This window comes from Peptostreptococcus sp., assembly GCF_036639115.1.
GTDB lineage: Bacteria > Bacillota > Clostridia > Peptostreptococcales > Peptostreptococcaceae > Peptostreptococcus.
Genome location: NZ_JAVWJH010000002.1, coordinates 409,217 through 429,959 on the forward strand (window position 1 = coordinate 409,217; position 20,743 = coordinate 429,959).

Annotated in this window: 17 protein-coding genes; 15 read left to right on the forward strand and 2 right to left on the reverse strand. The window is 31.5% G+C overall.

Translation table 11 applies throughout. From position 1 onward, the window contains the following. The first annotated feature begins 379 nt into the window (after window positions 1-379). From RR561_RS04025 to RR561_RS04035, 3 genes are read left to right on the forward strand one after another with little or no spacing between them, the layout of a single operon-like run. Window positions 380-2,230, forward strand: a complete 1,851-nt coding sequence (locus tag RR561_RS04025) for a tetratricopeptide repeat protein (RefSeq protein ID WP_332506162.1) — start codon at window positions 380-382, stop codon at window positions 2,228-2,230. Between the two features lie 26 nt (window positions 2,231-2,256). Beyond that, window positions 2,257-3,192: a magnesium transporter CorA family protein gene (locus RR561_RS04030; protein WP_332506164.1), complete on the forward strand. Its 936-nt coding sequence runs from the start codon at window positions 2,257-2,259 to the stop codon at window positions 3,190-3,192. A gap of 21 nt (window positions 3,193-3,213) precedes the next feature. Beyond that, window positions 3,214-3,915, forward strand: a complete 702-nt coding sequence (locus RR561_RS04035) for a hypothetical protein (protein WP_332506166.1) — start codon at window positions 3,214-3,216, stop codon at window positions 3,913-3,915. 40 nt (window positions 3,916-3,955) lie between these two features. Here RR561_RS04035 and typA read toward each other — a convergent pair whose 3' ends face one another. Further along, window positions 3,956-5,794 (reverse strand): translational GTPase TypA, encoded by a 1,839-nt coding sequence (typA, locus tag RR561_RS04040; RefSeq protein WP_334309581.1) that lies wholly within the window; start codon window positions 5,792-5,794, stop codon window positions 3,956-3,958. Between the two features lie 455 nt (window positions 5,795-6,249). Here typA and RR561_RS04045 point away from each other — a divergent pair, with 455 nt between their 5' ends. After that, on the forward strand, window positions 6,250-8,520 hold the full coding sequence (locus tag RR561_RS04045; RefSeq protein ID WP_332506168.1) for a heavy metal translocating P-type ATPase: 2,271 nt from the start codon (window positions 6,250-6,252) through the stop codon (window positions 8,518-8,520). Window positions 8,521-8,660: 140 nt separating this feature from the next. On the opposite strand, the gene RR561_RS04050 is transcribed toward RR561_RS04045, so the two are convergent. Then, the gene (locus RR561_RS04050; RefSeq protein ID WP_332506170.1) at window positions 8,661-8,951 is read right to left on the reverse strand and encodes a Dabb family protein; all 291 of its coding nucleotides are present in this window, start codon (window positions 8,949-8,951) and stop codon (window positions 8,661-8,663) included. Between the two features lie 192 nt (window positions 8,952-9,143). On the opposite strand from RR561_RS04050, the gene RR561_RS04055 reads away from it, so the two are divergent. The 11 genes from RR561_RS04055 (at window position 9,144) to RR561_RS04105 (ending at window position 20,650) form a co-directional block, all read left to right on the forward strand. Next, a complete protein-coding gene (locus RR561_RS04055) occupies window positions 9,144-9,827 on the forward strand; it encodes a response regulator transcription factor (RefSeq protein ID WP_332506172.1) in 684 nt (227 codons plus the stop codon). Further along, the gene (locus RR561_RS04060) at window positions 9,799-10,788 is read left to right on the forward strand and encodes a sensor histidine kinase (protein WP_332506174.1); all 990 of its coding nucleotides are present in this window, start codon (window positions 9,799-9,801) and stop codon (window positions 10,786-10,788) included. The genes RR561_RS04055 and RR561_RS04060 overlap by 29 nt, the downstream gene beginning before the upstream one ends. A 33-nt stretch (window positions 10,789-10,821) precedes the next feature. Beyond that, the gene (locus RR561_RS04065; protein ID WP_332506175.1) at window positions 10,822-12,195 is read left to right on the forward strand and encodes an NCS2 family permease; all 1,374 of its coding nucleotides are present in this window, start codon (window positions 10,822-10,824) and stop codon (window positions 12,193-12,195) included. Between the two features lie 227 nt (window positions 12,196-12,422). Next, a complete protein-coding gene (locus tag RR561_RS04070; protein ID WP_332506177.1) occupies window positions 12,423-14,042 on the forward strand; it encodes an ABC-F family ATP-binding cassette domain-containing protein in 1,620 nt (539 codons plus the stop codon). A 349-nt stretch (window positions 14,043-14,391) separates the two neighbouring features. Next, window positions 14,392-14,967: a recombinase family protein gene (locus RR561_RS04075; RefSeq protein WP_332506179.1), complete on the forward strand. Its 576-nt coding sequence runs from the start codon at window positions 14,392-14,394 to the stop codon at window positions 14,965-14,967. 66 nt (window positions 14,968-15,033) lie between these two features. Continuing rightward, entirely contained in the window at window positions 15,034-15,648 is a 615-nt protein-coding gene (locus RR561_RS04080; protein ID WP_332506180.1) for an NUDIX hydrolase, read from the forward strand. Window positions 15,649-15,807: 159 nt separating this feature from the next. Continuing rightward, entirely contained in the window at window positions 15,808-16,098 is a 291-nt protein-coding gene (locus RR561_RS04085; RefSeq protein WP_332506182.1) for an MTH1187 family thiamine-binding protein, read from the forward strand. Beyond that, window positions 16,073-16,834: an ABC transporter permease gene (locus RR561_RS04090; RefSeq protein WP_332506183.1), complete on the forward strand. Its 762-nt coding sequence runs from the start codon at window positions 16,073-16,075 to the stop codon at window positions 16,832-16,834. Before RR561_RS04085 ends, RR561_RS04090 begins: the two co-directional genes overlap by 26 nt. A 100-nt stretch (window positions 16,835-16,934) precedes the next feature. Next, a complete protein-coding gene (locus RR561_RS04095; protein ID WP_332506185.1) occupies window positions 16,935-17,957 on the forward strand; it encodes an ABC transporter substrate-binding protein in 1,023 nt (340 codons plus the stop codon). After that, complete coding sequence (locus tag RR561_RS04100) at window positions 17,932-18,654, forward strand: ABC transporter ATP-binding protein (RefSeq protein ID WP_332506187.1); 723 nt, start codon at window positions 17,932-17,934, stop codon at window positions 18,652-18,654. Before RR561_RS04095 ends, RR561_RS04100 begins: the two co-directional genes overlap by 26 nt. 244 nt (window positions 18,655-18,898) lie before the next feature. Then, a complete protein-coding gene (locus tag RR561_RS04105; RefSeq protein WP_332506189.1) occupies window positions 18,899-20,650 on the forward strand; it encodes a cell wall-binding repeat-containing protein in 1,752 nt (583 codons plus the stop codon). The last annotated feature ends 93 nt before the right edge of the window (window positions 20,651-20,743 follow it).

Sequence of the window (20,743 nt, forward strand, 5' to 3'; positions counted from 1 at the left end):
TACAAATAAAATTATACCACATGAATTCAAGATTAATATAAATTTGTAAGAAATCAGGGCATTTATATAAATAAAAGATTTGCTTTGAAAAGTATAGGGTAATAGAATTCTTATAATCATTCTTTCCATAAGTAGACTTTATTACACTTGATTAATATAGGAAAAAATTTCATATTAATATAAATAGTTAAATATAAAATTGTTCCTATTACTGTATTTTACAAGTTATATTTAAATAAATGAACTTTAGAGTTTTAACAAAATCAAACTATCCTTATGTTTTTAATAGAATAATACATAGTAGTAAATTAAGTTTTGATATGATATAATATTACATGTATAATTGTGTTTATTTGAGTATTAAAGGGGTGAAAATCATATGTCGCAAAATCCAAAAATGGATTATTTAAAGGGTAATTTCTACGAGAAAATTGGAAAGTCTGACTTAGCAGTTGGAAAGTTTGTTGAAGCTGCTGAAGCAGGGTATGATAGAGCTCAACTAATACTTGGACAGTTGTATGATAATGCAGGTGAACTAGAAAAAGCTGAGAACTGGTACAAATTAGCCTTTAACAGCGGTGTTGATTTTGCAGCATTTAATCTTGGAAATATGTACTACAATAACGAAATCTATGATACTTCTTTGTATTGGTATGAAAAGGCTTCTGAAAAAGGAATCCTATCAGCTAGAAACAACATGGGCGTAATATATTATATATTAGAAGATTACAAAATGGCAGAGAAGGTTTTACTGGAAGCTGCCAACGAAGGTTTTGCAAAATCATACTTTAATCTAGGTTTATTAAACAATGAACTTGCCAATGAAGAAGTTTCAGAGAAAATGTATGAAAAGGGAGTAGAGCTAAACGATGAAGATGCCATTTACAATATGGCTATCTTGGAAATGAATAGAAAAAACTATACTAGATCTATTGAACTATACAAAAAACTCACTAAAAAAAAGCATATAAATGCATGTATTAACCTTGGAATACTATATGAAATATCTGGAAATGATGAAGAAGCTGAAAAGGCATATATTATAGCAGCCGATGAGGGAAACCCACTCGCACAATATAGATTGGCCTACCTACTAGATAAATCAAACAAGGCATCTGATGCTATACACTACTATGAACTTGCAATAGCTCAAAATAATAAGCTAGCTAAATATCGACTTGCAAACCTATACAATAAAAATAACGATACTGATAATGCACGAGTATACTATAAAATGGCAGCAGACGATGGGATTAGAGAAGCTAAAAATAATCTTGCAGGAATTTTATTTGAAGACAAAAATTATAAAGAAGCGGGTTTTTATTTTAAACAAGCTATTGATCAAGGATGTTATAATTCGGCAGAAAATATGGGAGATCTATGTAGAGCTCTCAAAAATTATAACCTTGCAATTGATTACTATAAAATAATGCCTGATGATATAAATTGCCAAATAAAAATTGCCAATTTATACGAAAGAAAAGGCAATATAGATAATATGATCAGTTGGTATAAAAAGGCTGCTGACAACGGGGACATTGGATCTTGTTTTAAGCTAGCCACGGTATATGAGAAGCTTGGCAATGAAAATTCAGCTATTAGATACTATAGAGTTGCTTCTAACAATGGACACGAGCTTTCAAAGCTTTATTTGGGTAGATTATTCTTTAAAAGAACAGACTATGAAGAGGCTCGACAATATTTAGAATCTCCGGCACAATCTGAAAATATATTTGCACTAAACACATTGGGCATACTATATGATAATTTTTTAAATGAACCCAAAAAAGCTATAGAATATTATGAAAAAGCTATAAAAAAGGATTGTACGGAGGCAATGTATAACCTTGCTCAGCTATTATTTAGAAACTATGAATATGATAAAGCAGAAAAATACTTAAAAATGGGTACAGAAAAAGGAAATAAAAGATGCGAATACTTTTTGGCAGCATTTTATTTCAAAAAATCCATGAATATGTTTAATTCTTTGGCAAAACTAAACTATGAAAACTCTGCAGAACTAATTAGAGATGTTAAGAATTTAAACTTTATAGAAGATAATCTGCTAATGGCAGATTTTAATATACATCCTTTGAAGCAAGAAGGATTTAAGGAAAATATAGAACCACTTTATATCTTAGATATAAATGAGGATATAAGCGAATACTTTATTGGTCAGGAAACATGGATGGCAGTTGACCAAGGTGAAGTTGAAAATATAGACGTATAAGCCATTCAAGCAAAGGGGTGATGCTATTGATAAGATACTACAAGTCAATTAACTTAGAACTTGAAAAACTTGATAGTTATGAGACTGGTTGTTGGATGAATCTTACCGAACCGACATCAAATGAATTGGAAGATATAAGCCATATGCTAAACCTCGATTTAGATGTGCTCACAGCTGCACTTGATGATGAGGAAAGTTCCAGAATAGAATCTGATGAGGACTATACTTTGATCTTAATAGATGTACCTTTTGATATGTCTGATTCAAATTCATCAATATATGTGACAGTTCCTCTTGGCATTATTTTAGTTAATGACAGTATAATTACTGTCTGTTCCAAGCAGGTAAGAATCCTAAATGACTTCATCGTGGGACATATAAAAGATTTTTATACTTTTATGCGAACTAGATTTATTCTACAAATACTATATAGAAATGCAACTTATTATCTATTGTATCTTAGAAGAATAAATAAAACTACTAACTCTATCGAAAGGGAAATTTATCAATCGATGCGTAATAAAGAGCTTTTGCAGTTGCTACAGCTGGAGAAATCTTTGGTTTATTTTTCTACATCTTTGACTGGAAATGAAGCTACCTTAGATAGACTGTTAAAGCTGAATGTAATCAAACATTACGAGGAAGATGAGGATCTTTTGGAGGATGTCATAATAGAGAATAAGCAGGCTCAGCAGATGGCAAAAATATATGGTGATATATTAAGCCGTATTATGGATGCATTCAGTGCTATTATCAGTAACAATCAGAATAATGTGATGACATATTTAACTGTTGTTACAATTATAATGGCTGTACCTACTATACTTTCTGGTTTTTGGGGAATGAATGTCCCCGGTATACCATTTGATAAAAGCCCTTTAGGGTTTTGGATGGTAGTGGTAGTCTCCGTAGTCGTATGCACTGTTTCGACTATATATTTAATCAGAAAAAGATTTTTATAATTTATGATTGAGGGTTTTAGTATGAAAGAATCTGTTATTGAAAAAATGCTTCATATAAATACTTCTAAAGCTGAAACTAGGTTGGATAACGTTAGATACTACAGTCGTTATGAACCTACACCATATGATGCATTGGAAACTTTATTTAAGCATTATACTGTTAGTAAAAAGGATCATTTTGTTGACTTTGGTTCTGGCAAAGGTAGATTTTCTTTCTTTGTAAACTTTTTCTTTAATTGCGCTTGTACAAGTGTTGAAATAATAGAAGAGTTTCATAACAAGGCTCTTTTAAATTTTGAAAGCTATAAAAAGAGAAATCCTGGAGCCATTGATAAATTATTCTACGTAAATGAATATGCTGAAAAATATGAAGTTAGTAAATTTGAAAATAAATTTTATTTTTTCAATCCTTTTTCAGTCAATATATTTATAGCTGTAGTCAACCAAATTATTAAATCTGTAGAAAGCTTTGGTAGGGAAGTGGAGATAATACTTTACTATCCATCTGATGACTATATTAATTTCTTGGAAAGACGAACTGCCTTTACACACGTAATGGATATTCCGAGCAAAGACTTTGATAAAGATGTTAGAAATAGATTTTCTATATATAGATTTGGAGAGAGTACAGATAGCTTAGAAGAAGAATTCACATTAAATATAAATATAAAATCAGTTTTATATCAAGAAACTATCTTATGTAAGAAAACAAAAGATAAATAAATATAAATAAAAGCCGAATCATTTGATTCGGCTTTTGTAATTAGTCTATAACCTTGTTTGATATAGATCTATTATATTTTATTCTGTCTTGTTCTTTTAAAACTTTCTTTCTAAGTCTGATAGAATCAGGAGTTACTTCTACAAGTTCATCATCATCTATAAAGTCTAGTGATTCTTCTAGAGTAAACTTCTTTGGAGGAGCAAGCTTGATAGCATCATCTGATCCAGATGCTCTAACGTTACTCATCTTCTTATTCTTAGTAGGGTTAACTACCATATCTTCTCTTCTAGAGTTCATTCCGATAATCATACCTTCATAAACATCAACAGCTGGTTCTACAAATAATATACCTCTTGAAGATAGGGCACTAAGAGCATAACCCATTGTCTTACCAGGGCTTTGTGATATCAAAACACCATTTAATCTTGATGGTATTTGCCCCTTATATTCTTCAAATTTATCAAATGAAGAAAGTAAAGTACCTTCACCTCTTGTTATATTTATAAATTCACTTCTATATCCAAGAAGACCTCTTGTAGGTACTAAGAATTCTATTTTAACGTATCCACCGTCTACAATTTCCATAGACTCCATCATACCTTTTCTAGTGTTTAGTTCACTGATTACTGTACCTGAATAGTTTTCTGGACAGTTTACTATTACTCTTTCTATTGGTTCAACAGTTTTTCCATTTTCATTCTTATGCATAAGAACCTGTGGCTTAGATACACCTAGTTCATATCCTTCACGTCTCATGTTTTCTATAAGTATAGATAAATGAAGTTCTCCACGTCCACTTACCTTATATCCGTCAGTAGTGTCTAGAGCTTCAACTCTAAGACCAACATTTACTTCCAATTCCTTTTCTAGTCTATCTCTTATATGTCTTGTAGTAACAAACTTACCGCTTCTTCCTACAAATGGAGAATCATTTACCATAAAGTTCATAGATAGAGTAGGTTCTTCTATTAAGATTTCACCCATTGGAAGATTCTTGTCTGAATCACAGATAGTTTCACCTATTTCTATATCAGAAATACCAGCAATAACTACTATATCTCCACTTGAAGCTTCTGTAACATTAGTCTGAACTAATCCCTCATAAACTGAAAGCTTTGATATCTTTCCTTTTCTTGGTTCTTCACCTTCAGAGCATATATTAACCTGTTCTGATGAATTAAGTTTTCCTTTGAAAACTCTACCAATTCCTAATCTTCCTATATAATCATCATATGCAAGTGCAGAAATCTGTACCTGTAAAGGTTCATTATCATAATCTGGGTAAGCATCTACGTGATTTACTATTGTTTCAAATAGAGGAGTTAAGTCCTTACTATCATCACTCATTTCTCTTTTAGCGATACCTTCCTTAGCTATACCATATACTATAGGGAAGTCACACTGTTCATCATTTGCATTCAACTCAACAAATAAATCAAATACTTCATTTACTACTTCTTCAGCTCTTTGGTCATTTTTATCTATCTTATTGATAAATAGAATAGGTCTCAATCCCTGTTCCAATGACTTCTGAAGAACAAATCTTGTCTGAGGCATAGGTCCTTCAGTAGCATCTACTAGTAATACAACTGTATCTACTGTCTTAAGAACACGTTCAACTTCAGAAGAGAAGTCACTATGTCCTGGTGTATCAACTATATTTATTTTGTAATCTCCGTGTCTTACAGAACAGTTCTTAGAATATATAGTTATTCCTCTTTCTTGTTCTATATCGTCACTATCCATTACACGCTCTCTTATTACTTCATTTTCTCTAAATACTCCACTTTGATCTAGGAATGCATCTACTAGAGTAGACTTACCTGCATCGACATGGGCAATTACTGCAATATTAATTATATTGTGTTTCATACTCACTTAACTCGCTCCTTTAAAATCTAATATATAAAATGTAATTTACATCTTGTATTTTATTTACAACAACTTTTATATTATAACAAATAAAATTACTATTGTATACACGTTTTTCAATTGAAAGCGTTTTGTATACAATTTTTTTTAGATAGAAAGCTTCAGATTTCGTTGAAAATTGGTAACATACAAAAATTCGTTTACAATAGTAGTTGATTTTTTGTAAAAACGGTGTATAATAGTTAATAGGTGATAGAAATTTTCATAATCTATAAACAATTTATTCTCGATAATATTTTTATTAATAAATATTAATTTGAATAATTTATTGTCTATGGTTTTTAAATTTCATCAAAAATTTTAATAAAATCAATTTAAAAATTATTGAAGTTATAAACTAGCGCTAGGGTATATATATAATGTAGATTAATTTCAATAATAGATTGAGAAAGGATGACACTATGAGCAATAATTCAAAAAATAAAAAATTAGATTTTATGGTTGAAGGGATGACCTGTGCTGCGTGTTCAAAGTCAGCCGAAAGATCTCTTAAAAAAACTGATGGAGTAGTTTCTGCAACTGTAAATATTGCCACTGAAAAGGCAAATGTAGAATACGATCCTGAAATAGCCAGTGTAGATGACTTAAGAAAATCAATAGAAAAGGTCGGATTCCACATGATTTTGGAAGATGAGGAAGCCGAGGCAGATGGCAATGATAACATGCTTAGAAAGTTCATTGTTGCAATGGTATTTGCTATATTAGTATTTTCTGTTTCTATGGGGCCTATGGTGGGGATACCTCTTCCAGAAGTTATTTCTCCAAGTCACAATCCTAAAAACTATGCGCTTATACAATTGATACTAACAGTACCTGTATTAATAGCTGGAAGAAGATTCTATACAAATGGATTTAAGTCACTGTTTAATAAATCGCCTAATATGGATTCTTTGGTTGCAGTATCTACATCAGCTGCGTTTTTATACAGCTTAGTAAATACTTATAGAATGTTCTTCAATGAAGAGTTCCTTAAGATGTTACTAGAAACTCATGCACACCTTCCTCTATATTATGAAAGTGCAACAATGATTATAGCACTTATCATGTTAGGTAAGTATTTGGAGGCTAGAAGCAAAGAAAAAACTTCAGAGGCAATCAAATCACTTATGGAGCTTCAGGCTAAGACTGCTATTATTGAAATCAATGGAGAAGAAAAAGAAGTTCCAATAGAAGAAGTAAAAGTTGGAGATATAATAATAGTAAAGCCAGGTCAAAAGATACCTGTTGATGGTCGAATAGTATTTGGTGCTACTTCTGTAGATGAATCAATGCTTACTGGAGAAAGTATTCCAGTAGAAAAGAGTATAGATGATTCTGTTACAGGATCAAGTATCAATAAAAATGGTTTTATAAAATTCAAGGCGGAAAAAGTTGGCAAGGATACAACACTTTACCAAATAATTAAACTGGTTGAAGATGCACAGAATAAGAAAGCTCCAATAGCTAATCTTGCGGATGTAGTATCTGGAGTGTTTGTACCAATAGTAATGGCAATCGCCCTTGTATCTGCACTATTATGGTACTTTGTAGGCGGATCAGGATTTGAGTTTACTCTTACTATCTTTATATCAGTACTAGTAATAGCTTGTCCTTGTGCTTTGGGACTTGCAACACCTACAGCTATAATGGTTGGTACTGGTAAGGGTGCAGAAAATGGTATACTTATAAAGGGAGGAGATTCCCTAGAATCAGCCCACAAAATTACCACTGTTGCATTTGATAAGACTGGAACTATTACAAACGGAAAGCCAATCGTCACAGATTTACATATAATAGATAATAAATACTCTAGAGAAGAAATAATATCATTTATTTCTTCAGCAGAATCTAGTTCAGAGCATCCACTAGCAGATTCAATAGTAGAGTATGCTAAAGAAAATAAAGTTTCTATACAGAATCCAGATTCTTTCGAAAGTATAACTGGAAAGGGTATAGAAGCACATATTTCAGGTAAAAAAATACTACTTGGAAATAAAAAGTTACTTGAATCCAACTCCATTGATATCGGAAGTACACTTCTCAAAAAATCAGAAGAGTTGGCACATCAAGGAAAAACACCAATGTATATATCTATAGATCAAATTGCTACAGGTATAGTTGCGGTGGCGGATACTATAAAAGATAGTAGTAAGGAAACTATAGAAAAGTTACACAGTATGGGAATAAAGGTCGCTATGATTACTGGAGACAATGAGAAAACTGCAAAGGCAATTGCAAAAGAAGTTGGGATAGATATAGTAAAAGCCGATGTATTACCATCAGAAAAATCACAGGTAATAAAAGATCTACAGTCTTCAAAAGAGTTTGTTGCAATGGTAGGAGATGGAATCAATGATTCACCTGCACTTGCACAGGCTAATGTAGGAATAGCTATAGGTAATGGTACAGATGTTGCTATAGAATCAGCTGATATAGTACTTATGAAAGATGACTTGATGGATGTAGCTAATTCAATCAAATTGAGTAAAGAAACAATCAGAAATATAAAGCAAAATCTATTTTGGGCATTTGGATATAATATTATAGGTATACCTTTTGCCGCAGGATTTTTCTATATGTTTGGAGGACCTCTTCTAAACCCTATGATTGCAGCAGCAGCGATGAGTTTATCTTCAGTCAGTGTGGTAACTAATGCCCTTAGATTGAGAAAATTCAAGCCTTATAAAAAGTAATTTGCCTATAACAAATTAATATACATTTCAAAAAAGGATTAGGTGATATCACCTAATCCTTTTTACTTAGATCAACCTCAGATCAATCTCAAATTTTATACTACTATTTCATTTAAAAATTCAAATAAAAATTAATACTTTTACTGAATATCTATCACAGCTTTATCAACTAGACCCTCTGCCTTAAATTCCTTCAAAAATTCTTGATGGGCAGGGTGTTTTATATAATCATCAAGGATATAATCCTCTCCCAAATCTACAAATAAAATAATATCCATATTGTCAGTATTTTCTAGACAATTAAGCTTGAATTCGTAATTTTTAATAACATTAAACTCATTTTTTAGTTTTTCGTACGTCCCAGTAAGAATTTTTGACAAGTTTTTTTTATTTTCGTTTCTTTTGAATTTAAACAATACTATGTGTTTCATAAAATACCTCCATTAATTTTATATATTTATTTGATTATACACCATAAAATTAAAAAAATACATAGCTTTTTACTTAATAAAGTAAATTCAATATAGGGCTTTATAAAATTGATTCAAATGATTTTCTATGCTATAATATTTCCTATCTGAAGAATGATTATAAAATTTCAACAGAAAAAAGGAGACTAAATTATGAACCGATATAATATTCTCGTCGTTGAAGATGACAAAGATATACAAGAGCTAATGGTCGAGTTTTTGAAAGCAAAAGACTACTATGTAGATGCTGTATCGGACGGAGTAGAAGGTATACAAAAGTTCAAAGAAAAAAAATATGATCTTATTATTTTGGATATTATGATGCCTAATTTAGATGGCTTCACCACTTGTAAAATGATTAGAAATTCTTCAAATATACCTATCATATTCTTGACTGCATTGACAGATGAAGCTGATCAAATGAAAGGTTTTGATCTTGGATGTGATGATTATATCACCAAGCCATTTTCTTTTAACTTACTTGTAAAAAGAGTAGAGGCTATACTGAAAAGAACTACAAAAACGGACAATAAAGATACACTTGTATTTAAAGATATGGTTCTAGGATTAAATACTTATACAGTAGATGTAGAGGGAGAATCTGTAGAACTGACATTAAAAGAATTTAATATTCTTAAGGAATTAATAGAGAAATATCCTCAAGTCATTACTAGAGAGAACTTACTAGATAGTATATGGGGGTATGATTTTTATGGTGACACAAGGATAGTTGATGCACATATAAAAAACATCAGAAAAAAAATAAAGCTACCTTATATTAAGACAGTGAAAGGTATAGGTTATACGCTTGAAAAGAATAATTACACTATGGAATAAGCTAGAACTAAAAAAACGTTTATTTTTAACAACATCTATATTGATTACTTTTCTTACAACAATTATTACTACAATGGTATTTTTAATATTACCAAATCTATATTATTCTGCATGTGGCTATGAACCCATGAATAGAGTTAAATTTTTTGACATCTTACCTATGATTATTATGTTAATTATAGTATTTTCAATTATTTCATCTTTTTTATTTATGAGGTTGATTACAAAGCCTCTTGTAGATATTATAGATAAAGAACACCTGCAGACTGTTAGAAAAAAAGAGTTTATGGCTGCAATATCCCATGACCTTAAGACTCCTATTACTATTATTAGCGGTCAACTTGAGGGCATGATATATAATGTAGGAAAGTACAAAGATAGAAATTTTTATCTCAAAAAATGTTATGAAGACATACAGGAACTCAAGCTTCTTATCAATAGAACTATAGAAATTTCAAAGAGAGATTTACTTACTGATGGTCTTGTCAAAACTGACGTAGACATCAACACCCTGTTGGAAGAAGTTATCTCCAAGCACAAGTTTCTATATAATAGTAAGAACATTTCTATGAAGTTGAAAATAAATAATAATAAGAAAATTTTTGCAAATAAAGAAGATATGCAAACCGTTTTGAACAATTTAGTGAGTAATGCGATTTTATACTCGCCACAAAATGGTGAGATAATCATTACTTTATCTGAAGTCAAAAAAAAGGTTTCTGAAACAGTTATTAGGTTCTCTATTGAGAATACAGGTGTTTCACTAAGCAAGGAGGATCTTGTAAAGATTTTCGATCCACTATATAGAGTGGAGTCCTCTAGAAATAGAAATACTGGTGGTACTGGATTAGGTTTATATTTTGTAAATCAAATCCTGAAAAATCACGGCTTTTTTTATAAGATGTTTAGTAGGGAAAATTCGACAGTATTTATTGTAGATTTTAAACCCTATAAAATATAAAATATTATCAATTTAATTAAACGGAGGTATTAAATGAATTCAAATCAAGAATTAAGTGGTATTCAAAAGGCTTTTCCTCTACTAGCTGAGAAAAATGTAGACATGAAAAAGGAAATTGTTGCCGGTATTACTACGTTCTTAACAATGGCTTACATCATAGCCGTCAACCCAAGTACTCTTGCTGCTGCAGGTATGGATGCAGGTGCTCTAGTAACAGGTACTTGTCTTGCTGCTGCAATAGGATGTTTTATTATGGGGTTTGTAGCAAACCTACCATTTGCACTAGCATCAGGTATGGGATTAAACGCATTCTTTGCGTACACAGTAGTTCTTAAGGGTGGAGTTCCTTGGGAAACTGCTTTAACTGCTGTATTTGTAGAAGGTATTATTTTCTTATTCCTTACTTTATTCAAGGTTCGTGAAGCGGTTGTAAATTCTATTCCACTAAATATGAAACATGCTGTTACAGCAGGTATCGGAATATTTATTGCATTTTTAGGTCTTAAGGGATCTGGTTTAGTAATCGCAAATGAAGCAACACTAGTAAGTATGGGACCACTTTCTCCTACAGTTATTTTTGCATTTATTGGATTATTTATTGTTGGTGTTATGGACAAAAAGGGACGTAAAGGGGCAATACTTGCAGGTATAGCCGTTTCTTCAATAATGGCTTGGATATATGCATATATGAATCCAGAAGCAGCCTCTGCACTTGGAATATATCTACCTGATGGAATATTCAAATATGAATCAATCAAACCAATCGCTGGTAAGGTTGACTTTGCATTTTTAGCACATCCAAAAGATATTGGTAACTTCTTTGTAGTTGTATGTACATTCTTATTTGTTGACTTCTTTGATACAGTAGGAACATTAGTTGGAGTTGCTTCAAGAGCAAATATGCTAGATGAAGAAGGTAACGTTCCTAATGTTGGTAGAGCTCTTCTTTCAGATTCTATAGCTACTATAGCTGGTTCTTTACTAGGAGTTTCAACTGTTACTACTTATGTTGAATCATCTACAGGTGTGCTTGCAGGTGGTAGAACAGGATATACAGCAATTACTGTTGGTGTTTTATTCCTTATTGCAATGTTTTTCTCACCAGTATTTATAGCGATACCAGCTTGTGCTACAGCACCAGCCCTTATATATGTTGGATACCTTATGATCAGTTCAATGCATGAAATTGACATTCACAATGTAACAGAAGGTTTACCAGCGTTTATTACAGTAATAAGTATGGCTCTTACATATAGCATAGGTGATGGTCTTACAATAGGTATACTTTCATATGTTATAATAAATCTTCTTTTCAATTTATTTGCAAAGCCAGAAGAGAAAAAGCATGTTTCTGCTGTAATGATAGTACTTGCAATTTTATTCTTAATAAAATTGTTATTCTTATAAAATGTATACACTAGATACTTTTTAAAGAATTAATTGCGTTTTTAGTAAAAACGCTTGAAAATTGGACTAATTTTGGTTAATATAGAACTAGTAGTAAAATTGGACTATTGAAATTACAATAGTCCTTTTTTAACGCGTAATTGAGATTTGAAATATAACCTAATTATAGAATATGTTTTATTAATTAGTTTAGAAAATATTATGTTTTTATAGAAAGGAATACAATAATGCTACAAGTAACTGATGTAGGTTTAAGATTTGGAGACAAAGAGCTTTACAAGGAAGTAAACCTAAAATTCACAAAAGGAAACTGCTACGGTATAATCGGAGCAAATGGAGCAGGGAAGAGTACTTTCCTGAAGATACTATCGGGAGAAATAGAACCTAACACAGGTAATGTATCTATAACAGAAAAAGAAAGAATGTCTGTCCTTAAGCAGGACCACTTTGAATATGATCAGTGTCCACTAATTGATGTTGTCATCATGGGGCACGAAAGACTATGGGAAATAATGAAAGAAAAAGATGCCATATATATGAAGGAAGATTTCACAGATGAAGATGGAATCAAAGCAGCTGAGCTAGAAGGCGAGTTTGCTGAACTAGATGGTTGGGACGCAGAAACAAGTGCTGAGAAAATCCTTATGGGCTTAGGTATAGAAAAAGAAATGCACTACTCACTTATGAATGAGCTATCTGGTGGAGACAAGGTAAAGGTATTACTTGCTCAGGCCCTATTTGGATCTCCTGAGATACTTCTACTAGATGAGCCTACTAACCATTTAGACTATGCTTCAATTAAATGGCTTAATGAGTTTATAATAAATCTTGATGATACTATAGTAATAGTAGTATCACATGATAGACATTTCCTAAATACAATATGTACTCATATAGTAGATGTTGACTTTGGTAAGGTTCAGCTATATACAGGAAACTATGATTTCTGGTATGAATCTAGCCAGTTAGCACTTCAACTTATGAAGGATCAAAATAAGAAGGCAGAAGAAAAAGTTGCACAATTAAAAGAGTTTATAGCTAGATTTAGCTCTAATGCTTCAAAGGCTAAGCAGGCGACTTCAAGAAAGAAGCAGCTTGAAAAGCTAAATATTGAAGAAATACAGCCTTCTAGAAGAAAGTATCCTTATGTTGCTTTTAAACCAGAAAGAGAAATCGGAAATGAAGTTTTAGAGGTTATCAACCTTTCTAAGACAATAGATGGTACTAAGGTATTTGATAATGTAAGCTTTAGACTTGACAAAGATGACAAGACTGTATTTATGGGTAACGATATGGCTGCAACTGCACTATTTGATATCTTATCTGGAAAAGATGATGATTATGAAGGAGAAGTCAAGTGGGGTGTAACTACTTCTCATGACTATCTACCAAAGAATCATAATGAATACTTTGATGGATATGACCTATCTCTAGTTGATTGGTTGAGACAATATTCAGAAGAAAAGGTAGAAAGTTATATAAGAGGATTCCTAGGAAGAATGCTATTTAGTGGTGATGAAGCCCTAAAAGAAGCTAGTGTACTAAGTGGAGGAGAAAAGGTTAGATGTATGTTATCTAAGCTTATGTTATCTAATGCCAATGTATTAATATTAGATGATCCTACAAATCATTTAGACCTTGAGTCTATTACATCTGTAAATAAGGCTCTTGAAGACTTTGATGGAGTTCTTTTATTTACATCACATGACCATCAATTTATATCTTCTATTGCAAACAGAATCATTTTCATAGGTGATACAGGGGTAGTAGATAGAAAAATGAACTTTGAAGACTTTATCGAAAGCGATGATATTCAAGGACAGCTTAAAAAGATTGTACAATCATAGATATAAATAGTTTTATAATAATATAAACCAGCAAATATAGGCAATCAGAAGTATCTCTGCTTGCCTATATTTATTATGTCTGAATACATATCGATATACTTATATATTTGAGTCTTATTTTTGATACCAAACAATAAAAGCTTAAATATTATTTTGAATATTAAAATCGTAAATTTAAATCTATTTATTCATAAGTTATGATTGTTTTAAATATTACTTTTGTGGTATAATAAATAATATCTATAAATAACACAATTGTTTATATTTCAAATTTAATAGGCAAAACTTTTGAATATAATTTATGAGTATAATTTATGTACATAATATATGACGTGGGAGGTGTTAATTTATGATTTATGGCTATTGCAGAGCTACAACGCCCAAACAAGTTGAGCTTGGCTACCTTGAAGAGCAAGAAAATAAAATCTCAGAAAGATACTTTGATAGTATTATGTTCAAAGAAGAATCTTTAGATATGAATGTCAAGCCAGAGTTTGAGAAGTTGATGCAATCATTATCTTCTGGTGATACTTTTGTAGTTACTAGGCTAGACCGTTTTGCAAAATCAATTGAAGATGCTTATATCATAATAAAAAAATTAAAAGAAAATAATATAGATATTCATATACTTAATATCGGACTTATAGATAATTCTATGTTAGGAAACGTGATATATGATACATTATCTGCAGTGGATGAATTTGATAAGGCACTTTTGGTAGAAAGAATACAGTCAGGGAAAAATAAAGCTAAAAAATCTAATGGCTTTAAAGAAGGAAGACCAAAAAAATATTCTCAGGAACAAATAGATGAAGCCTTAGATATGTTAGATTCTTATTCATACAAAAAAGTGGAAGATTTGACTGGCATTTCTAAAAGTACCCTAATCAGAGCAAAGAAAGACAAGAAAAATTCTAATAAATAAATTTTATAATTTCGAGGGCTAAATTTTTTCGTTTTGGTCCTCTTATTTAATATGTGAGGTGATTGTATGTACGACTTAAATGATCTTTTTAGTGATTATGTCCCCACTCTTATCGGAGCTGACAAAGTTATCTATTCTTCTGTTATAGTTCCTATAATATATAAGAATGATGAAGCTCATCTTATTTTTGAGGTCAGATCAAGAAATCTAAAACATCAGCCAGGAGAGGTGTCTTTTCCAGGTGGAAAAATTGAGCACGGTGAAGATCCAAAAGATGCGGCAGTAAGAGAATTTTGTGAAGAACTAATGTGTAGCGAAGACGATGTAAAAGTTATCTCAGAAATTGATACTTATTTGGCTCCTGCAAGAGCTCTTATACATTGCTTCCTCGCTGAGGTCAATCCAGATATAAATTTGGATATAGAAAATGATGAAGTGGCAGAAATATTTTTAGTTCCTGTCAGTTATTTTCTAAATACCGAGCCAGAAGAATATAGAAACTCTGTTTGTGTAGAGCCTGATGAAAAATTTCCTTTTGAAAAGATGTGTATTTCACAGAGCTATACTTGGGGCAATCCAAGCTATCCAGTATACTTTTATGAGTATGATGGGCATGTAATTTGGGGAATAACAGCCTATATTGCAAGAAATTTTGTAAAAAAACTACATTCTATGTTATAATAGATTTTAGAATAAAAATTAGATATATAGGGGAGCTTTTGCTGAGAGGAAAAACTGTTTCGACCCTTAAACCCATTGGATAATGCCAGTGTAGGAATTTTTTTAAAATGTCTCACACTTGTGAGGCATTTATTTATATCTAGAAAAGGAGATGATCAAATGGTTATAGCTGATATTGCTGTAATGCCACTAAGACCTTATGGAAGCGAGGACGAAATGTACAAAGTAGTCGATGCTTGTATAGAGTTAATTGAAAATAGTGGATTAAAATGTGAAATAGGTGCTAATAGCACTACTGTTGAAGGTGAATTGGATGATGTTTTTGAATTGGGGAAAAAGGTTCACCAACTACCTTTCGAATTGGGATGTGAAAGAGTAATCACAATCTTTAGAGTAGACCAGAAACAGGGCGGAATTACAATAGATGAAAAACTCAAAAATCACAAATAGGGTAAAAGATGCTCTCTATCCTATACTTACTTTTTTAGCGCTCTTAATTATATGGCAAGTATCTGTGACCAAAATGAAGGTTCCTTCATATATACTTCCATCACCGATGGATATTATAAATGAATTTAAGACAGATTGGCCTATTCTTTTGATGCATAGTAAGGTTACTCTTACTGAAACTGTACTAGGGCTTTCCATATCTATCGGAATAGCCCTAGTAATAGGAACTCTAATGGATTTTATACCTATTGTCAAAAGATGTTTATATCCAATAATGTATATTACGCAGATGATACCTACTATTACAATTGCACCGCTACTTGTAATATGGTTTGGCTTTGGAATCAAGTCAAAAGTTCTCTGCGTTATACTTACGTGCTTCTTCCCAATTCTGATTAACTTCACGGATGGTATAGACAGTATAGATAGAGATTATTTAAATCTGTTCAAAATAATGAAGGCAAACAAGGTTAAAACTTTTATACATCTAAAGTTTCCAATGTCTTTGGATAAATTTTTTACAGGCCTAAAAATATCTTCTACATATGCTTTTGTTGCTGCAACTGTTGCAGAATGGCTTGGAGGAACAGCTGGACTTGGAGTATATATGGTTAGGGCAAAGAGTTCTTATGCTCTAGACAAAGTCTTTGCTTGTACAATACTAGTCGTTGCATTTAGCCTTATATTTGTAGGTATAATAGCAGTGCTAAAAAAAGTTTTTCTGAAAAAATATTAATTGTTCGAAGAATATAATACTTAAATAATAAAAAGCAATTATAAAATTTCATCATATATACTTTTACAATATATATGATTGACTTCAAGGAGGATTAAAAATGAAAATAAAAAAGTTATTATCATTAGGATTGGTTGGAGTGCTTAGCCTATCTTTAATCACTGGATGTACTGGTGGTGACAAGAAGGAAGGTGCCAAAAGCCCTGAAAAGCTTCAGAAGGTAACACTTATGCTTGACTATACACCTAATACAAATCATACAGGTATATATGCCGCCAAAGATAAGGGCTACTATAAAGAACAGGGAATTGACCTAGAAATAGTTCAGCCATCAGATGGTAATTCTTCTACACTTGTAGCTACTGGCAAGGCAGATTTTGGTGTAAGTTATCAAGAAGATGTAACTTATGCACTTACAAAGGAAAAGGATCCACTACCTATTACTGCTATAGCTACAATTATACAGCATAATACATCTGGATTTGCTTCTCCAGTGTCAAAGAATATCAAGACACCTAAGGATTTTGAAGGAAAGACATACGGTGGATGGGGCTCTCCATCTGAAGAAGCTATAGTAAAGCTTGCAATGGAGAAAAATGGTGCTGATTTTACTAAGTTAAAAATGGTCGATATTGGGCAAGATGACTTCTTTACAGCAACAAAGAAAAATATAGATGTAGCTTGGGTATTTGAAGGTTGGGACGGTGTAAAGGCGAAGCTAGTAAATGAACCTATCAACTATATTCCAGTAAAAGACATTGATCCAGCACTAGATTACTATACACCTATATTGATAACTAGTGACGAAACAATAAAAAATGATCCTGAATTGGTTAAAAAGTTTATGAGTGCAACAGCAAAGGGATATAAGTTTGCAATAGACAACCCAAAAGAATCTGCTGAGATACTTTCAGCTGCTGTACCTGAATTAGACAAAGAACTTTTAGAAGCGAGTCAAGAGTTCTTATCTACTCAATACAAGGCTGATGCTCCTAGATGGGGAGAAATGAAGGCTTCAGTATGGGAAAACTACGCTAAATTTATGAAAGACAACGGACTAATTAAAAAGGATTTAGATATAAAAGAGGCATTTACAAATGAATTCTTACCAGAAGAAAAGTAAGGTTGATCTAAAAGGTGTATACAAATCTTTTGGTGATACAAAGGTATTAGAAAATATAAATATTGAATTAAAAGAAGGCGAGCTAGTGGCTATTGTAGGTCCAAGTGGCTGTGGAAAGAGTACTATATTTAATATTCTCACAGACCTAATAAAACTAGACCATGGAAAAGCTGAAATAAACGGAGAAATAAGCTATATGTACCAAAAAGACCTTTTGTTACCATATAAAACAATACTAGATAATGTTTCTCTACCTCTTCAAATCAACGGAGTTAATAAGAAAAAAGCTAGAGAAGAGGCTCTTTCCTACTTTGAAATATTTGATCTTCAGGGCTATGAAAACAGTTACCCTCATGAACTATCTGGTGGTATGAAACAAAGGGCAAACTTTCTTAGAACTTTTATCTGCTCTAATGATATTATGCTTTTAGATGAACCATTTGGAGCACTAGACTCTATTACTAAGAGATCTATTCAAGAGTGGTTCTTACATATTAGAAAAAAAGTAAATTCTACTATACTTCTAATTACTCACGATATCGATGAAGCTATAATGCTTTCTGATAGAATATATGTATTGTCTAATAAACCTGCACATATAAAAAAAGAATTTAATCTTCATGAAGATGTTTTTAATAAAGAAGATTTAGAAAAAAGAGCAATTTTAAAAGAAAAGATAATAGAGTTGCTTAGATAAAAGAAATCCAACAATGTCAATTGATGTTGTTGGATTTTTATATTTATCGCTAGTCTATATATTTGCAATGGCTACGATCACTTTAAATATAGTTTATTATATGTAATACAACCTTCTTTATTTTATATACAACCTTATTTGTTTTATATACTATCTATATCTGGAATATAATGATATACTATAATCTAATATATAACAATTAAAATAATTGATATTCTATTTTTTAAAAATAAAGGAGGTAAAAATGAATAAAAAACACATGTTCTTATCGCTAATTATCATCACTTTTTTATCTGTATTTTGTATTTCAGATGTACATGCAGATAACAATATAAATCTTATTAAAGGAAATAATCGAATTGAAACCTCCATAGAATCTTCTCATCTAGTTGATTCTGATACGATTGTAGTTGCAAATGCTTATAACTATGCAGACTCTTTAAGTGCCTATAATATAGCAAGCAAATATAAGGCTCGACTAATATTAGTCTCTAATGAAACTGACCTTAGCAAGGAACTTAATGATAGACCAGCCAAAAAAGCATTTTTAATAGGCGGAAACAAAACTCTTAATGGTAAAGCTGTCAATACTATATATAAAAATGTATCATCTGTCAAAAGAATAGATGGTAAAAATAGATATCAAACAAATGAAAAATCCCTTAAAGAAGCTAAATATCGCAAGGTTGGAGTAGCAGACGGTAGAAACTATCCAGACGCATTGTCTTCATTCGGTTTATTAAAATCTGAGAATCTTGGATTAAAGCTAGTCGATGGATCTATACCGTATACATCTAACAGGCAGGTAGTCTATACTTTTGGAGGGAAACAATCTGTATTACAAGATGGTGGACTAAGAATAGCTGGATCTAATAGATATCAGACAAGTGAGCTTATAAATAATGAACTCTGTAACATAGATAGAGTGGCTATTACTACAGGAGAAAACTATGCAGATGCCTTGTCCTCTATAAATGTTATTAACTCTAAAGATAAATCATCTATCGTGCTTGTTCATAACATCAGCTCTTCACAAGAAAAATATCTAGAAAATATTAATGAAAAATATATTATTGGTGGAATGATACCAGATGCGAGCCTAAAGAAAATATATAAAAGCAATTCGGATCTTACTAGTGAGCTTACAGACAGATCTATAACTCCTTTTGATATTTCAGAAGTTGCAAATCCATTTGGGCTAAGTATAGATTTAGATGATGTGGATGGTTCTATAGACACCCCAAATCCTCTATTCGGTCAAAATGTCTTTGAAACACAAGGTCAATATAATCAATACTTATATAATAGCTTGCGAAATGGATTTAATAGTGAAAAAGAAACTGTAATCGTAAGTAACAATGTAGTTATAAATAATAGTTTTAGCCATATAGCTAATGGAATGGGCTTTTCACTAAAACAAAGCTATCAAACGGCTAGTGGAGGATACAAAAAGATAAATATAGACTTTTCTATAAGACAGAAATTCTATACAAGAGAAGTGTATAACAAAGATGAATACGTAAAAAATATGAATGAAGTTGAAAATTTGATTAAAAAATCTGGTGTTTTAAGTCTAGCTTCAAATCGTGATAAAGCTAAGCAGTTTGCCAAATATCTACAATTTGAATTTCCATACAATAGTGACTTAAACAACCATCTTAAATCTAGAAGTCCATACTCAATTGCAAAATATCATACTGCTGTATGCGAGGGATCTACATATGCATTTAATCAAGCTATGTTTTTATTGAGGATACCTTCTTATAGTGTATCTGGTATGTCAGACAGAACACTGCATATGGAGGCAGAGGTATACTATGATGGAAAATGGAACTCAATCAATCCTACTGGTTTTGAAAAGTCTGGAAAGGAATATTTCAATAGTATATATGAAATGGATGATGAAAATATAGAAACAATGATGACTAGTATTGCTAGTAGCTCTGATACACAAAACTTAATTCAAAGAGAACTAGCTTCATTTTACAAGTTTTAGATTACAAGAGTTGCTTAAATTATAGGTATTACACTTATAGTTATAAGCAACTCTTTTTATTTTTTTCATATTAATTAAGTATAAGAAGTTTTT

What these genes read in the sequence shown, in the direction of transcription:
- RR561_RS04025 (WP_332506162.1), top strand. Translation starts at nt 380, where the DNA reads ATGTCGCAAAATCCAAAAATGGATTATTTAAAGGGTAATTTCTACGAG.
- RR561_RS04035 (WP_332506166.1), top strand. Translation starts at nt 3,214, where the DNA reads ATGAAAGAATCTGTTATTGAAAAAATGCTTCATATAAATACTTCTAAA.
- RR561_RS04045 (WP_332506168.1), top strand. Translation starts at nt 6,250, where the DNA reads ATGAGCAATAATTCAAAAAATAAAAAATTAGATTTTATGGTTGAAGGG.
- RR561_RS04050 (WP_332506170.1), bottom strand. Translation starts at nt 8,951, where the DNA reads ATGAAACACATAGTATTGTTTAAATTCAAAAGAAACGAAAATAAAAAA.
- RR561_RS04055 (WP_332506172.1), top strand. Translation starts at nt 9,144, where the DNA reads ATGAACCGATATAATATTCTCGTCGTTGAAGATGACAAAGATATACAA.
- RR561_RS04065 (WP_332506175.1), top strand. Translation starts at nt 10,822, where the DNA reads ATGAATTCAAATCAAGAATTAAGTGGTATTCAAAAGGCTTTTCCTCTA.
- RR561_RS04070 (WP_332506177.1), top strand. Translation starts at nt 12,423, where the DNA reads ATGCTACAAGTAACTGATGTAGGTTTAAGATTTGGAGACAAAGAGCTT.
- RR561_RS04075 (WP_332506179.1), top strand. Translation starts at nt 14,392, where the DNA reads ATGATTTATGGCTATTGCAGAGCTACAACGCCCAAACAAGTTGAGCTT.
- RR561_RS04080 (WP_332506180.1), top strand. Translation starts at nt 15,034, where the DNA reads ATGTACGACTTAAATGATCTTTTTAGTGATTATGTCCCCACTCTTATC.
- RR561_RS04085 (WP_332506182.1), top strand. Translation starts at nt 15,808, where the DNA reads ATGGTTATAGCTGATATTGCTGTAATGCCACTAAGACCTTATGGAAGC.
- RR561_RS04090 (WP_332506183.1), top strand. Translation starts at nt 16,073, where the DNA reads ATGAAAAACTCAAAAATCACAAATAGGGTAAAAGATGCTCTCTATCCT.
- RR561_RS04095 (WP_332506185.1), top strand. Translation starts at nt 16,935, where the DNA reads ATGAAAATAAAAAAGTTATTATCATTAGGATTGGTTGGAGTGCTTAGC.
- RR561_RS04100 (WP_332506187.1), top strand. Translation starts at nt 17,932, where the DNA reads ATGAATTCTTACCAGAAGAAAAGTAAGGTTGATCTAAAAGGTGTATAC.
- RR561_RS04105 (WP_332506189.1), top strand. Translation starts at nt 18,899, where the DNA reads ATGAATAAAAAACACATGTTCTTATCGCTAATTATCATCACTTTTTTA.